The 14547-nt window shown below is 43.2% G+C and carries 13 protein-coding genes; 10 read left to right on the forward strand and 3 right to left on the reverse strand.

From position 1 onward, the window contains the following. Positions 1 to 61 precede the first annotated feature (61 nt). The 6 genes from QMY49_RS26715 (at position 62) to QMY49_RS26740 (ending at position 10034) form a co-directional block, all read left to right on the forward strand. Positions 62 to 1699 carry an Lcl C-terminal domain-containing protein gene (locus QMY49_RS26715; protein ID WP_053309111.1) on the forward strand — a complete coding sequence of 546 codons (1638 nt, stop codon included), beginning with the start codon at positions 62 to 64 and terminating at the stop codon, positions 1697 to 1699. Continuing rightward, entirely contained in the window at positions 1699 to 2250 is a 552-nt protein-coding gene (locus tag QMY49_RS26720; RefSeq protein ID WP_053309112.1) for an Lcl C-terminal domain-containing protein, read from the forward strand. The genes QMY49_RS26715 and QMY49_RS26720 overlap by 1 nt, the downstream gene beginning before the upstream one ends. A gap of 56 nt (positions 2251 to 2306) precedes the next feature. Then, positions 2307 to 3821 carry a UvrD-helicase domain-containing protein gene (locus QMY49_RS26725; RefSeq protein ID WP_283317029.1) on the forward strand — a complete coding sequence of 505 codons (1515 nt, stop codon included), beginning with the start codon at positions 2307 to 2309 and terminating at the stop codon, positions 3819 to 3821. A gap of 119 nt (positions 3822 to 3940) precedes the next feature. Beyond that, complete coding sequence (gene traF / locus QMY49_RS26730; protein ID WP_220769851.1) at positions 3941 to 4945, forward strand: conjugal transfer protein TraF; 1005 nt, start codon at positions 3941 to 3943, stop codon at positions 4943 to 4945. A gap of 1 nt (position 4946) precedes the next feature. Then, positions 4947 to 6386 carry a conjugal transfer protein TraH gene (locus QMY49_RS26735; protein WP_014386833.1) on the forward strand — a complete coding sequence of 480 codons (1440 nt, stop codon included), beginning with the start codon at positions 4947 to 4949 and terminating at the stop codon, positions 6384 to 6386. 6 nt (positions 6387 to 6392) lie between these two features. Further along, the gene (locus tag QMY49_RS26740; protein WP_283317030.1) at positions 6393 to 10034 is read left to right on the forward strand and encodes a conjugal transfer protein TraG N-terminal domain-containing protein; all 3642 of its coding nucleotides are present in this window, start codon (positions 6393 to 6395) and stop codon (positions 10032 to 10034) included. A 50-nt stretch (positions 10035 to 10084) separates the two neighbouring features. On the opposite strand, the gene QMY49_RS26745 is transcribed toward QMY49_RS26740, so the two are convergent. Further along, positions 10085 to 10471 (reverse strand): hypothetical protein, encoded by a 387-nt coding sequence (locus tag QMY49_RS26745; RefSeq protein ID WP_130268185.1) that lies wholly within the window; start codon positions 10469 to 10471, stop codon positions 10085 to 10087. A 702-nt stretch (positions 10472 to 11173) separates the two neighbouring features. Between QMY49_RS26745 and QMY49_RS26750 the strand changes: the two genes are divergently transcribed. The 4 genes from QMY49_RS26750 (at position 11174) to QMY49_RS26765 (ending at position 13191) form a co-directional block, all read left to right on the forward strand. Then, a complete protein-coding gene (locus tag QMY49_RS26750; RefSeq protein ID WP_032073043.1) occupies positions 11174 to 11431 on the forward strand; it encodes a helix-turn-helix domain-containing protein in 258 nt (85 codons plus the stop codon). 87 nt (positions 11432 to 11518) lie between these two features. Further along, a complete protein-coding gene (locus tag QMY49_RS26755) occupies positions 11519 to 12019 on the forward strand; it encodes a transglycosylase SLT domain-containing protein (protein WP_234352464.1) in 501 nt (166 codons plus the stop codon). Between the two features lies 1 nt (position 12020). Then, positions 12021 to 12626: a hypothetical protein gene (locus QMY49_RS26760; protein ID WP_283317031.1), complete on the forward strand. Its 606-nt coding sequence runs from the start codon at positions 12021 to 12023 to the stop codon at positions 12624 to 12626. Beyond that, the gene (locus tag QMY49_RS26765) at positions 12616 to 13191 is read left to right on the forward strand and encodes a FlhC family transcriptional regulator (RefSeq protein ID WP_014386839.1); all 576 of its coding nucleotides are present in this window, start codon (positions 12616 to 12618) and stop codon (positions 13189 to 13191) included. Before QMY49_RS26760 ends, QMY49_RS26765 begins: the two co-directional genes overlap by 11 nt. A 75-nt stretch (positions 13192 to 13266) precedes the next feature. Here QMY49_RS26765 and QMY49_RS26770 read toward each other — a convergent pair whose 3' ends face one another. Both QMY49_RS26770 and QMY49_RS26775 read right to left on the reverse strand, forming a co-directional pair. Continuing rightward, on the reverse strand, positions 13267 to 13542 hold the full coding sequence (locus QMY49_RS26770) for a hypothetical protein (protein ID WP_041154791.1): 276 nt from the start codon (positions 13540 to 13542) through the stop codon (positions 13267 to 13269). A gap of 13 nt (positions 13543 to 13555) precedes the next feature. Next, positions 13556 to 14533 (reverse strand): ParM/StbA family protein, encoded by a 978-nt coding sequence (locus QMY49_RS26775; protein ID WP_017086038.1) that lies wholly within the window; start codon positions 14531 to 14533, stop codon positions 13556 to 13558. Positions 14534 to 14547 lie beyond the last annotated feature (14 nt).

Raw genomic sequence — 14547 nt, forward strand, 5'->3', positions numbered from 1 at the left:
TGCACAAGCCCGATTAGACTGGAAACCTCAAATAGGTCTAATGAAAGAGGGCAATACATTAATGAAACGTTCAGCATTGGCAATTGCTTTGATTGCAGCATTAAGCGGATGTGGTTCCGGTGGGGAAGATGGGGGAAGTAGTTCCAATACAAACACCAACTCAGGAGCAAAATCTGGCTCTATTAAAATTGATAACATCTCGATAAAAGAAGGAAATTCAGGTAACAGTGATGCCAAAGTGCGTGTTACTCGTAGCGGTGGTAAAGATGGTGTAATTAAAGGTAAATTCCGAACTACCCCTGGAACTGCATTATCAGATCAAGATTACCTGGAAACAGTTGGAGAATTTGAGCTTCAAGATGGCGTTGCTCGGATTGATTTGGTCATCCCTATCATTGGTGATGTAAAGGATGAAGATGATGAAACTTTCTCCGTTCAGATTTTCGATGTTTCTGGTGCCTCCAGCATAGAGAGAGATACTGCTACCGTAACAATCACCAATGATGACTCCTCTCCAGAAATATCATTTACCTCAGAAATCAGAACCACATCAGAAGGAAGTGGTCGCGTTAAAATTCCGCTACAACTAAACACTTCATCAGGAAAAGATGTAAGCGTTAGTTACGAACTCAGTGGATTAGCTATTAACGGCCAAGATTATAGTGTCATCAGTGACAGCACTATTGTTTTCCCTGCTGGAACTACTGAGCAGTTTCTTGAGTTAGATATTGTTCAAGATGACGTTCCCGAAGGCGGTGAAACAATAAAAATTAAACTTACCGAGGCTAACAATGCCACACTCAGCAAACAGTTTGAGACCAGTGTTATTATCCTTGGAGACTTAGTGTTAAACGATACTGGCGTCACCAGATATGTAAATGGGAATGACTTCGATGCCCAAGGCGCACCTAATGATCTTCCGGGGCAAGATGCTGAATTTGGCGCTGATACTGACTCACCAAACTACTTAGATGGTTATGCAGGTTTCTCTTTTACAAAATTAGACGTTTCCGGAAACCACCTTCCTCATACAGCAACGGCATGGTCATGTGTCTTGGATAACCGAACAGGGATCGTCTGGGAAAACAAAGGTGATGCAATTACTGATATTCCATCTTCACTTTCGGAAGCTGAATTCAAAGCCCTAGTAAATGATGCTTGGAGTGCCAGCAGAAACCCAAGCTCAAAGGATTATGTTCCTTACCCTTACTATCACTGGCATCAAAACTGGCAAGCTAAAAACTACCTATACACCTGGTACAGCAAAGATAGAACTAATGACGGTGGCAGTGCTGGTGGCGCTTCACTAGAATTCCAAAACCGTAATGCTCCTGTTCACAATAAGGCACAATGCGCGTTCCCTACGACAGATAACGCTGGCTATGTAAAAGTCACATCATGTAGTACCGATGACTACATTCGTGCGGCCAACGAGCTAGCCGTTTGTGGCTATAAAGATTGGCGATTACCTTCCATTGAAGAGCTACGTTCTATTGCCAATTATGAAAACAGTCAAACACTGCTAGATACCGACTATTTCTATAACTACGAAGGTGGCGCACCGATTTGGTCTGGAACCCCGAGTTCAAATGGTGAAGGTACAGCATGGTGTATGGACTCAAGCAATGGACAAGCTAAGTTGTGTCATAAACAAAGCAACTCGGCGAGCATTCGTTTAGCAAGAGGAGGGAAACAGTGATGAAGTCCAAACTAACCGTTGCGGCAAGCATTCTTTGTCTTGTAGGGATATCAACTCAAACTTACGCACAGACTTGTAAGCCAGATATTATCGCTCCCACCACCAATATAGAGCAATTTACAGTACATAAAGACGGCACAGTTACTGACGCCGCAACAGGCTTGATGTGGACCACTTGCACTATGGGGCAAAGATATAGTGCCGATAACTGCATTGGAACTCTTAAATCATTTCCTACTTGGTCTGATGCGTTACTAGCTGTGGACGACGCTAACAGCAGCAATTTACTAGGGTACTCTGACTGGAGACTACCCAACATTAAAGAGCTTGGTTCCATTGTCGAAAGGTCATGCTCAGCTCCTGCGATCAGATTGGAGGTATTCAAAAGCACTCCAAAAGTACTTTATTGGTCAAACACTCCTGACAGCAAGGTTAACCCTCAGTTGAAAGCGCGAGTTATTGATTTCAATGAAGGAACTGAGTTCGCATCGTTAGCACAATCTAATATATATCTGCGGCTAGTTCGTGACCTTAAAGAAACGTCCAACTAATTCCATCGTAAGCCCCGGATTTTATTCCGGGGCGTTCCCATAGTGAAGTACACGCGATGAACAAAACATTACCACCTGATACCCCAGAGCAAGCCCGAATCACCAACTATCAAGGAAACCAACTGATAGTTAGGGCCTATGCTGGCACGGGAAAGACAACAACCCTCATCAAATATGCTCTTGCTAACCCTCGGCTAAGAATGCTGTATATCGCGTACAACCGAGCGATAAGAGATGAAGCAGCGGAAAAGTTTCCCCGAAATGTTACGTGCAAAACCTCTCATCAACTAGCATTCGCATCTGTTGGACGTATGTTTGCGCACAAATTAGTGGGGAACATTCGCCTTACCGATATAGCACAAGCGTTAAACACTAAAAATTGGACTCTTGCAAGAGACTGCCTGGATACGCTAAATGCATTTATGTGCAGCGCAGATGACCATATTCTATATGACCATTTCGAAAGAGCTGATACTGGCTTACTACTAACAACAAAGCAAGAGAGATACGTAATAGAAGTCGTTCAAAGTGCAGAAGATATTTGGAAGAGAATGTGTGAGCCTCAAGATCCTTTCCCTATGGTTCATGATGGATACTTAAAGCTGTACCAATTATCTCACCCCAATCTATCATTGAGATACCAGGTAATCCTCTTTGATGAAGCACAGGACGCAAACCCAGTAACTAGTGACATTGTAATTAGGCAGCGCTCAAGGACTATTCTTGTTGGAGACGTCCACCAGCAAATCTATCGTTTCAGAGGTGCAAATGATGCGATGAATAACCCCCGCTTCTCGAACGCAGATCAACTCTACCTCACACATAGTTTCCGATTTGGACCTAATGTAGCGATGGTTGCCAATGCCCTTCTCGAACTTAAAGGAGAGACCAAGCCGGTAATTGGGCGCGGAGCTAAAGATCAGGTTCTTATGATGCTACCTCAAAATATCGGACATCATGCTGTGTTACACCGCACGGTAATGGGAGTTATTCAAACTGCTTTGGGCTACACAGGCGCGGGACATAAAGTTTTTTGGGCTGGTGGTATAGATTCTTACCAAATCGACTATCTGGAAGATATCTTTTGGTTCTCACGAGAAGAAAGAGAACGTGTCAAAAACAAGCAGATACTTAATGATTATGAGGACTATCAAGAGTTCACCGAGATAGCTCGTGCGACTCAAGACAACGAGATGTTTAGAGCGATGGCAATTATCGAAGCCTACGAAGATCTTCCTGAACATCTTGCGATATTACGCCTTAACACCGTAAAAGACGAATTGGTTGCAAATGTCACTGTGTCTACCAGCCATAGAGCAAAGGGACTGGAGTGGGATTATGTTCAACTATTTGATGACTTCCCTGACGTTTTGGACCCCGAGCTAGAACCTGAGGCACGGGATGATGAGATCAACCTACTGTACGTTGCAAGCACGAGAGCCATGCGAGCACTTGCGCTTAACGCTTCAGTGGAAATGGTGATCAGGTACATCACCCATAAGCGTCAACTTGAAAAGATTCAGCAGGAAGAAGCAACTAACAATCAGTCAGAACACATAAAAACAGCCTAATCGACCAAAAATACAACAATAAAACCTCCCCTAATTGCCCTAAATGGGAGGTTTCAGATGCATTCCTTAATCCTCCCCCCCGTTACCATATGCCTGAATGGGAAAATATGTGTGGTGACATGAACAACAAGACTTTAAAGAAAGCTACTTTAGCGCTGGCATTGATAGCCTCAATGCCAAATATCTCCGTAGCAGAAGACAGTAGGCCCGGCTTTTACGATAGAAAGGCGGAAGGATGGTTTTTCTATGAAGTCGAGCCAGAAGAAAAAGAAGTACCTAAACCTAAGCCAGTAGCAGTACAACCTCCCCCACCTCCTCCTGAGCAAGAACAGATGGCCCAGAGTGAAGGACCTGAATATTTTTCTGCTGCGTGGTTTAGAGAGAACTTACCTAAATACAAAGATGCTTGGTGGGATAACCCAACCATTGAGAACGCTAAAGCTTTTGCTTACATGCAGCGGTTCGCAATGGATCGTTCAGAACAAGCGCAAGATGCATATGAACTGGCTATTTTAGGTGATCCTTATCTTGATGAAGTGTCCAGAAGACCTTATGCCACATTCGCATCTCAGCAAGTAGATAGTAAGGCTGGGAAGGAAAGGCAGACATTACTTGGGACTGTAGCAAGTCGTGTGGGTCTATTTTTCTTCTACCAGCCAAACTGCGAAATGTGCGAAATACAGGCTCCAATAGTCAAAATGCTTGAGCAAGGATATGGATTTACTGTCGTGGCAGTATCTTCTGACGGCACCCCTTTCCCAGGAAACATTTTCCCCGAGTTCAAAGTAGATAACGGCCATGCCGAACAGCTAGGTGTCGTCACCTACCCAGCTTTATTCTTAGCTTCACCAGATGGGAGTTTTGCTCCTGTTGGGCAAGGGGTAATGTCACTTCCAGATACAGCCAATCGAATTCTAGTTACTGCTCGCCGAGCAGGTTGGATCAGTGATGACGAATTCAACAAAACAAGAGCACTGGTTAATACCGACAACAACATTGCGGAAATTCTTACCGATAAAACAGGTGAGGCTTCCTTAGAAGAAATCATGACGGATGATAAAGGGAACTATATCCCGCCGGAACAATTGATGGACTTCATCCGCGAAAAAATTAAGGAGAAATAAGATGTTCAGAAAGAACAAGCTGCGGAAGAAAGCTCTCGCTATTTGCGTAGCATCCGTTCTGTGGACAGTACCGAGTATATCTACAGCTAACGGCTTAAAGTCTGAAATGGACGCCCTTTTCAATGAAATGAGCAATGTCACTCAACCAGGTGTATTTGAAACACAGCGTCGAGGGGTTCTGGCTGGTGGTCGATACACCACGAAAACACGCATATTTAATGAAAACCTAGTGTCATTCACACCTCCATCATGGAAAGCTGGTTGTGGTGGTGTTGACCTATTTGGGGGCTCATTGAGCTTTGTTAACGCAGAACAAATCGTCACTTTGCTGCGTTCGGTAGCTGCAAATGCAAAGGGATATGCATTCCAATTAGCATTGGATAACGTCTTTCCTGATGGTGCAAAATGGATAGAAAACTTCCAAAAGAAAATACAACAATTAAACCAATATTTGGGTAATTCTTGTCAACTAGCACAAGGTATCGTAAATGACGCTACCTCTTCATTCGATGTTAAACACAAAACTGACGCTTCCATTACAGCTACCACAACGGGTCTGTTTGACGATGTATTCTCATCTAAGCAAGAGCAAGGCGGTTCTACACCACTCGAACAATTGAAATCAAACAACCCAGATGAGTACAAGAAAATGATTGGTAATATCATCTGGAAGCAATTGAAGAAAAATAATGCAAACGCATGGTTCACATACGGAGACAACACATTACTAGAAGCCATAATGTCTGTGACGGGAACAGTAATAATCGGTGATATTGTTAATGATTCACACGCAAGTATTACGGAAAAAACGACACCAATCACCACTTTACCTGGCAATAAAATCCAAATTTCAGATCTAATCACTGGTAGTAACGTTGAAATATACTCATGTGGTTCAGATACTGAAAATTGCCTAAGCGCTGGGGCAACTGGTGGCGGTGTTAAAACCGTCAACATCACAGGCATAAAGAGCCAAATTGAAGATATGCTTATTGGTTCAAGTACATCTACAGGTATTATTTTCAAGTTTGCTAGTAATGCTGGAACACTATCAACTAGCGAGCAAAACTTTTTAGCTAGCTTACCTGTTGGTATAGGTGCAATCATCCGAAATCTTTCTGTTCTATCTAAAGACTCTGCAATGCTATTTGCCTCAGAGTCGTCTGGAGCGATTTCTCTAGCAATGATGTATTCATTTACCAATGAGCTTTTCAGAGCTGCATTTATTGCTATATCAAACAGTGATAGTCCTTATAAACAGCAAGCGTTGGAAGTATTACGTGAATCTCAAGCCAACATGAGAGCCGAATACTCAATTCTTACAGCTCAATATGGAGATCTCTCTTCTCAAATCGAAAAGTACAACAACCTCCTAAATAACGTTCGAAAGCAAAAATATATGTTATCGACGCTAACTAAAGCACCAAGAACAAAGGAGTAAAACTTCATGCCTGAATTTACTATTTACTCCATTGGCGACTCAGCATTTCTTGAGCAGATATTAATTGCTGTAGCCATGATCACGGGGACCAATGACTTCACCAAGATGGTCAGTGTTGGGTTGCTTATTGGTGTAGTGATGATAACCGTTCAATCTGTTTTCCAAGGGGCAAAACAGATCAATATTCAGCAAATTTTTATGGGGTGGCTACTATACGCCTGCTTCTTCGTACCGACTTCATTAGTCAAGATTGAAGATGCTTACACCGGGCAAGTTCGTCCTGTGGCAAACGTGCCGATTGGCATAGGCTTTGCCGGAGGTGTTATATCGAATGTTGGCTACACCCTAACAAAATTATTTGAGACTGGTTACGGCATTATCGTACCCAATGTTACTGAAACTCACTTTTCTGAAACACTCAAGCTACTGAATGATGTAAGACGCGGTGTGTACGATAGCGCTATTTTTACAGCCCTAAACCAAGAGCAAGGTGGTGGCTATGTTGATGTTCGTCGCTCAGTTTCTAATTACATTAGAGAATGTACGCTAACAAAAGTAGATCTCAACCTGATGAGCTTAGATGAGCTTCTAACACTCCCTTTAGATCAAGCCTTACAATTCAATTCTTCACTATACGGAACTCGTGTATATCTAAACGCATCGAATCCCGATGGTGGTGATTTTACTTGTAGTGAAGCATGGTCTACAGCTGAGGGGGTTGGTATTGTTGGGGCATTAAATAACCTAAGTGGGTCCAATGTAAATAACGCTTTAAACAATCTACTTGGTGTAGATCCTACCTATACAGGTGTAAATGCTCTAACAAAGATAGCTGACTCATTACAAGCAGTAGGAGCAATTTCCACCTCAGCAGTAGAATATACAAAAGTCGCTCTACTAGAGCCTTTGTATTATGAAGCAGCTGCCGGACGATACCAGGACCTTCAAGACTATGGTTCTGCATTGATGATTAACCAAGCGATTCAACAGCGAAACACTCAATGGGCAGCAGAGCAATCTATGTTCATGTCAGTCGTCAGACCGATGTTAACGTTCTTTGAAGGTTTTGTTTACGCGATAACTCCTATAATGGGCTTTATCATCGTTATGGGTTCAATGGGAATGACGTTGGCAGGAAAATACTTCCAAACGGTTCTCTGGATACAGCTATGGATGCCAGTTCTATCTATAACAAACCTATTCATTCACACAGCAGCGACTAATGAAATGGCAAGTCTATCTACACCAGGCTTAAACTCAATGTATGCATTATCCTCAACAGGAGACATTCTACAGAACTGGATCGCTACGGGGGGAATGTTAGCAGCAGCCACTCCTATTATTTCACTGTTCATAGTGACAGGATCAACATACGCATTTACCAGTCTTGCTAACAGAGTTAACGGTTCTGATCATGTCAATGAGAAAATTCAGTCGCCTGACGCTTTGAATCAAGGCCCAGTAATGAACAGTCAACCTGCATATAACCACAACCAATTTAGTGGGACGATGGCAACAGGAGCGGAAAGCATGATCAGTTCATTTTCTCTTGGCTCATCTATTGGAAGCGGGGTTAGCTCAGCAAGGGCAGTACAAAGCCAGAAGTCAGAAGCATTCTCAGACACCCTTGGCCGAGGTTTTTCTCATGGCGTATCACAAGACCAAGCATACTCCCGTCTTTCTAGCATAGGCCGAACAATCGGTTCACAAAACACTCAACAAAGCCAGTTGGTTAATCAACAAGCTAAAAGCTTCATGGATAAGTTTCAAGTTGATGATCAACATGCCGATGCTGTAAAAGGCGCGTTCGCAATGCAGGCTACAGGCTCTTTAGATGTAAAAGAAGCTGCGGCAATGGTAATGCCACTGATGGGCACCGCTCGTGCAGCAGTAAAAAATGCAGTTAAAGGTCCCTCCAAAGGAACTGGTTTGGCAACTATACCTTCTCAAGAGGATGGAGCCAAAGGCGGTGGTGGTGATATCGTTGGTCTAACTGCTCAAGCCCAGGGAAAAACAGAATCGTCTGCAACAGATACGTCAACATGGTCTGCCAGTGATGTATCGCAATTCATGAAAAATGTTTCATGGGGGAAGACTGATTCTCAGGCACTTACCAATCAATTAGCTCATGGCATAAATAGACAAGGTGGCGAATCCTTTAAACAGTCATGGGGTGATAATTTATCTCAAAATCTATCTAAGTCTGCACAAGAGCTTGTTTCTGCCACTAATGCATATACAACAATGGATCAATTGCAAAACTCTATGGGCTCGATGACAAATAGCGACTTTAAAACATTGGGTGGCGAAGTCGCTCGCTCGCCAGAAGCAATGGATTACCTCAACCAACATTTTCAAAATGCACCGGACTCAGTTCGAAAAGAAGCGGCAAATCTTGAACAAAGATATCGTGGTTATGGCATGGACCCAGGCGTAGCTAAAGCGGCAGCTAGACTTACAGCTATGACAAATACCAACAACTATCAGCCAGGGCAACAAGTTGGAGGCTTCCAAGCTGCTGTTAGTGCCATCAACTTAGCTACCGGGAGAAATAGCGGATTTGAAAGCGACCCTCTACAGTACAGCGGCCTCACTCCTCCAACTGTACCAGAGAATTTAGGGCAGACAGTTGGCAGCAACGTTGGAAGCGGTCCTGTTTTACCTTCCAATTTTAGGGAGAACACAATCAGTACGTCTGGCACAGCTCCGGTAACAGAAACGCCACCAACACCTCCTGTTACTCCGGTAACTGGCGAACATGATGCAAACCTCCAACAATTAGGCAATCTTGCAAATCAGACCAACCGAGCTGTTTCTAGCCCAGAAGAGCAAAAAGCAAGAAATAATATGCTCAATGCTTTGCCAGATATGTCATGGAGCGCTTCCACTTGGGGGGCAGTAGACAATACTGGAGACTGGTTGGCTCGAAGAGCTGAGCAAGTTGGTGGTGCAGCTGTAGCTGGTGGACAGGCGACAGCGAGCGATTTTTCAAATGCAATGGATCAGTTGCGAACCATGACACCAGAACAAAGGGACCAGTTTATCGAAGCAACTCAACGTGGTGACGACTATATATCCGAAGAGTACGGCTTTGGCGGAGAAATGGCAGTTGCAGCGGCAAAATTAGGTCGTAATGTTATTGGCGCAGCAGCTAGCGGTTACAACGCAGCCAAAGAGTGGTTAACGGGAGAGTCGGATCTCTCAGAAGCAGCGAAAGGAATGAGCTTAGAACAACGAGGGGCATTCTACGCAGCAGCGGCAGCGTCGGCAGCGGAAGCTGGCGGTAGTGCAGCAGCTAATTTCATGGAACAATATGGAGATGAATTCAAGCAAACTATGGCTGAGCTCGGGACATCGAGATACGGTTTAACAAACGAACAAGCGGCTGTTTATGCTGAATCTTTTGATACTAACCAAGATAGAATGAGTCAAGCTGTTAACAACTTAAAAATGCAGTATGCTGAAACTGATGCTAATGGTTCAGTAATGATGAATGAAGATGGTAGCCCTGTTTTATCTCAACAAAACCAAGAGTTTACAGACCAACTTGTGAATGTTTTACAAAATGCAGGTGACGCTGGAGATAGATCAGGAAGTTATCTTACTGCCGTTCGTGGCTACAACATTACAAATCAGCAATTCGATTAATTCTTCCCTTTCACCCGAATCCAAAAGGAGCACCAAGTGCTCCTTTTTATTTAGAAGGTATTAAAAGGATTACCATTTGAATCTACATCCATACCTTTGTGGCCCATCATTGGCAAACCTGTAGCGGGATTGTGTCGTTTTTTCTTTGCGCATCTCCCAGCTCCTATTTTATTAACACCACCAGAATAAACAGCGCGCATCCCAACGAAAAGAATAAAAGCCATCATTGCTACCAATGCTACTTGCCACTGTATGTATGCGACAGCAGACCAGAAAACAATCGCTGCAAATGGACTTTTATGAACCAATAACACAAACCCCAACGTCCAGTACATTACAGGAACAGACATCAAAGCCCATCCCCAAGCAGTATCCGCTGCCATAACAAACCCCAGCAGCAACAGAAACAAACCGATAATATTAATGACATGCTTCATGCTCTTACCCTCAACGAATTTCATAATACCAATATAACACAGAATCAAATAATGCAACCATGAATCCGTCTTCTACTACTCACTTTCACATGTGAAAGTGCCTATAACGCCATCTTCATATAGAAAAATATGAAAAATGTGACTTTCACTCAGCAAAAATGTGATGAATACGCTAAATATAATAAAGAACCATTTGTGAAATCAGTTGATTAGAATTTTATTAGTGGTTAAAATGCACCCTATTCGGTCAAATGTAATGGTTGCAATTGCATCTGATCCCATCTGCAAGTCAGAGTATTAATAAGAATCACCCTTAGGGTTAGTTGTGAATTTATTAGAAACCAGCGCCCGCTCGGTTCCTAAACCTTATTTAGCTTACTACACACACGTAGAGTACATTCCTTTTTGGTACTCTGCCTCTTCGTACCACTCCCCCGAATGGTACGCCTATAGCCCATGACTCCAACCCAACTGGGCATAAAATTCTAGCAGGTCAAAAGCACCTGCATAAAAATTAAACTTCAAATTTCAATTCGCTTACTGCAAAAAACGCTACCACGCAAGATAAAACTATTTTTAAAGTTTTTTTCTGTTGACAGGCTCACTTTATGATCCTATAAATAAGGTCATAATACGTCAAGAAATGTCAACAAACGACAAGAAAGCAACTTTAAAAAGAGTTTGGTAATAGAGAGACAAAGGATGTATTTGAATAGCGAAATTCCCCAAAACGAAGAACAGAAACGCAGTTGGATAAAGTATCAGTTAAAGATACAAGGGAAATCCCTGGCATCCCTGGCAAGGGAGCACAAAACATCTCGACAAGTACTTTCTAACACTTTGTACGAACCGTCCCCGCGCTGGGAGTACGTTATCGCACAAGCGTTAAACAAAAAGCCTACTGAGATATGGCCGGAAAGATACGAAGACGGATTACCAAAAGAAAAATTGAAAGTTTAAGGGATCACCCCGAAGGACTGGCTAGGAAAATAAGGGTTTTCATATATGGCAAGGGTCAAGAAGTTTATAGCAATTACGTTGCTCGGGATGTCTAGCGTAGCAAACGCGATTGACTTAACTGGTACAGTATTCGAAAAGGCAGCAATAAAACACGGTGTAGAAGCGAAGCTTTTGTACTCTGTTGCGTTGGCTGAGTCAGCTACAGGTCGAGGTGATGGAAACATTAGCCCTTGGCCTTGGGCATTAAGGACACTCAAAGGTGGTCCTCATTACGAGACCTCTCTCGAATCAGCCAAGTTAAAACTCGATGCACTTCTCGCTCAGCACGGAAGAAATGTTGACGTAGGTATGATGCAAATCAATCTACGTTGGCATGGAGATAAAGTAAGTTCTCCAGATGAGCTCTTGGACCCTGCTAAAAACGTTGACGTCGGAGCTGGTTACTTAGCCCAGTGCATTTCGTCCGCTCCTGGAGATTTGGAGCTAGGCATCGGTCGTTACTACACCTGGTCTGATGAAGCTAGAGCAAGAAATTACGGCAGTCGAATCCTTGCCATTTATAGAAACTTGGATACTGAGGGCATTTAGGATGGACTACTCATGTTCTTACAATATGAATATTGCCTCTCTTAGTGAATCCCAGGCTGATAGAAATGTTTACGAATTTGATCTGTCTTTATGGACATTGTTGAAGCACCTAGCAGAAATCCACCCACAAGAAGTCTCGGAGCAATTTTCTCTTCCACTGGAAACAGTGGAAGCACTTGCGGATGCTACAAAGCATCAATTAGAGCTCTTATCATCAGGTGTGATCCTTTCTTTTAAGCTTTCCTCGCCAGAAAAAACTTATATCTCACACTTGGAGCAATCCTTCGATCAAATTTGTTTGACGCCTTCTTCTGACTCTGGATTTGGGGCTGCATATTGGCTGCTTATGGGAAAAGTGTCACAGCAAGACATTAATATTGCAGCGCAAACTTTCGGGGTCTCAGTCAACCTTACAAAAATCGTATCTCAAGCCTCCGATAATCAACTAAGAAACTTAGCATGTAGTCAGGACATGCCATTTTCGATCAGGTTTTCACCTGAGCTGGTGAGAGAAATTCTGGACAGTGACGAACAAAGGGTTACACACCTTATTTTAAAGAAGCATCAACAATCTATAACTACAACGGGAGGCGGCAATGAGTTGTAATTCAAACTCTTTGGCCCGATGGATATCGGCTAGGAACATGGCTTTGGCTGGATACATTACCAAGATCATCATGGTAGAAACAGGGCTTACCTACAAGCAAGTACGTAGAATGTACAAAGAGCTAGAAGATGAAGGTCTTGAAATTTGCAGGAAGAGTAGAACTGCGCGTGGAGGTGCAACTTTGATTCATAGCCATACATCAAAGATTGAAGCGTCTCTATTGATGCAGCTTTATTACAATATAGCTGGCGAAGCGGCCCTTCGTTCAATAAACATTGATGCACTCCATGTGGCTTACCAAATGTATTGCGCTATTAGAAATGAGACGCCTGGAATGAAAGGAACTCGTTGGCAGATGCTCGACATCACCGATGCGTGGTGTTTAGCCCAAGAGCTGCGTTCTGGTGAAGCTATGATAGAAACTTGTCATAGCTGCAAGTGCAACTACTTCACATCAGTTAATCAAAGAACAAGTGTGGATTGCCCTTTCTGTAAAAACCAAGCATGTAGCGGAAAAAATGAAGAAGAATCGCTCACCCATGAAAGCAACTATTCTTATGCTTGATTTGCTCATTGATTAAAAAAAGGGGTGATTTCTCACCCCTTTTCTATTGGAACAACGCTCTATTTACAATCTGCGTCATACACTTTGCAGCAATTTACCTTTCAACCCATTCCTAGCTTTGTCTAACTTATTATTTTTCTCTTCAACCTGCTCTTCAAGTGGAGGGCTAGAGTGTTGGACTGTAGTCATTGCCCCACCTCTAAGAGCATACATACCTAACATAGCTAAACATCTAAGACGGTCACAACGTTCCTTATGATGCATTTGAGATAGCTCTTGATAAAGCTCGGGAAATGCCTGCTCTGAGACTTTGAAATTACTAATTTTCCCATCCCAATCACTACTAGCCATACGTCCCCCTTAACTAGCCGCAGAACCAAAAACCACGAGCATTCGATGCCACTGCGTTGGAAGGAACCACAACCTTTGAATGAGGGAACAGTTCTTTTGCAGCTTCTTTGTAAGCCGAAGCTCCTCCACCAGCAAGCAACACAGCATCAGCAGCCATACCTTCTTCACGCATAGACTTCTTCATAGGCGTTAATGCATTTGGAGCAACCTTGGACGCAGCCTTATCGAAGTACTCACCAAGAGGAACTTTCGAACCGTGTAGAAGCAATTCTTTCTTATTCGAGCGGATAGCTTTTTCGATTTTTTCTAATCCAGGTCCCGTACCATAGTCCTCTTGTATTAGTCTATTTAGTTCCTGTAGAAGCATAGACATAGCTTTCAGAGACGTACCAGAAGATTGATAACGCACTTCCCCCTCTTCGAGAGCGACCCAATCAACACTAAAAAACCCAGGGTCAATAACAACTGTCCGACCTTCATTTATGATTTCTAACAGTTCCTCATCATCGCAAGAACTAACCACATCCATATACGCTCCGGCAGGCTGAGGCACCACTACAACTGATTTCACCAGCACCTTTCTTTTAGGTGAAATTTGATGCTCACCAGTGAGACGTTCAACAAGTGCATCTCTCTTAGACTTATCCATAAACTGATCAACAGGAAGACCAGTTACAAGAACATCAATCTCTGAACGTCCGCTCAAAAGTAAGCCAGCTAAAAATAAAGCCTTATACGATTTGGTTGAGGGATAATCACCATGTAACTCTCTTTCCCATCCCTGCAATCGATCTGGCTCTACCCCAGCGACCCATTTTTCTCCGTCTATGTCCACCAGGATACAATTAGACGCGCCTCCCATTAACTGCTGAGGCATAAGCTCTGCTGGCCCAGCGCCTACAGGCAGAACTTCAACCTTAGGCTCTTCACCCTTCTCTCCGTATGCAAGTTTTAAGTTTGAGTATCCAATATCTAGACCAAGAACAAACATGCCCCACTCCTATT

This window comes from Vibrio harveyi, from assembly GCF_030060435.1.
GTDB lineage: Bacteria > Pseudomonadota > Gammaproteobacteria > Enterobacterales > Vibrionaceae > Vibrio > Vibrio harveyi.

Excerpts from the sequence above, each read along its gene's own strand:
- QMY49_RS26755 (WP_234352464.1), top strand. The coding sequence starts at position 11,519 with ATGTCTAGCGTAGCAAACGCGATTGACTTAACTGGTACAGTATTCGAA.
- QMY49_RS26725 (WP_283317029.1), top strand. The coding sequence starts at position 2,307 with ATGAACAAAACATTACCACCTGATACCCCAGAGCAAGCCCGAATCACC.
- QMY49_RS26735 (WP_014386833.1), top strand. The coding sequence starts at position 4,947 with ATGTTCAGAAAGAACAAGCTGCGGAAGAAAGCTCTCGCTATTTGCGTA.
- QMY49_RS26760 (WP_283317031.1), top strand. The coding sequence starts at position 12,021 with ATGGACTACTCATGTTCTTACAATATGAATATTGCCTCTCTTAGTGAA.
- QMY49_RS26720 (WP_053309112.1), top strand. The coding sequence starts at position 1,699 with ATGAAGTCCAAACTAACCGTTGCGGCAAGCATTCTTTGTCTTGTAGGG.
- QMY49_RS26745 (WP_130268185.1), bottom strand. The coding sequence starts at position 10,471 with ATGAAGCATGTCATTAATATTATCGGTTTGTTTCTGTTGCTGCTGGGG.
- QMY49_RS26715 (WP_053309111.1), top strand. The coding sequence starts at position 62 with ATGAAACGTTCAGCATTGGCAATTGCTTTGATTGCAGCATTAAGCGGA.
- QMY49_RS26770 (WP_041154791.1), bottom strand. The coding sequence starts at position 13,542 with ATGGCTAGTAGTGATTGGGATGGGAAAATTAGTAATTTCAAAGTCTCA.
- QMY49_RS26750 (WP_032073043.1), top strand. The coding sequence starts at position 11,174 with ATGTATTTGAATAGCGAAATTCCCCAAAACGAAGAACAGAAACGCAGT.
- QMY49_RS26775 (WP_017086038.1), bottom strand. The coding sequence starts at position 14,533 with ATGTTTGTTCTTGGTCTAGATATTGGATACTCAAACTTAAAACTTGCA.
- QMY49_RS26765 (WP_014386839.1), top strand. The coding sequence starts at position 12,616 with ATGAGTTGTAATTCAAACTCTTTGGCCCGATGGATATCGGCTAGGAAC.
- QMY49_RS26740 (WP_283317030.1), top strand. The coding sequence starts at position 6,393 with ATGCCTGAATTTACTATTTACTCCATTGGCGACTCAGCATTTCTTGAG.
- traF (WP_220769851.1), top strand. The coding sequence starts at position 3,941 with ATGAACAACAAGACTTTAAAGAAAGCTACTTTAGCGCTGGCATTGATA.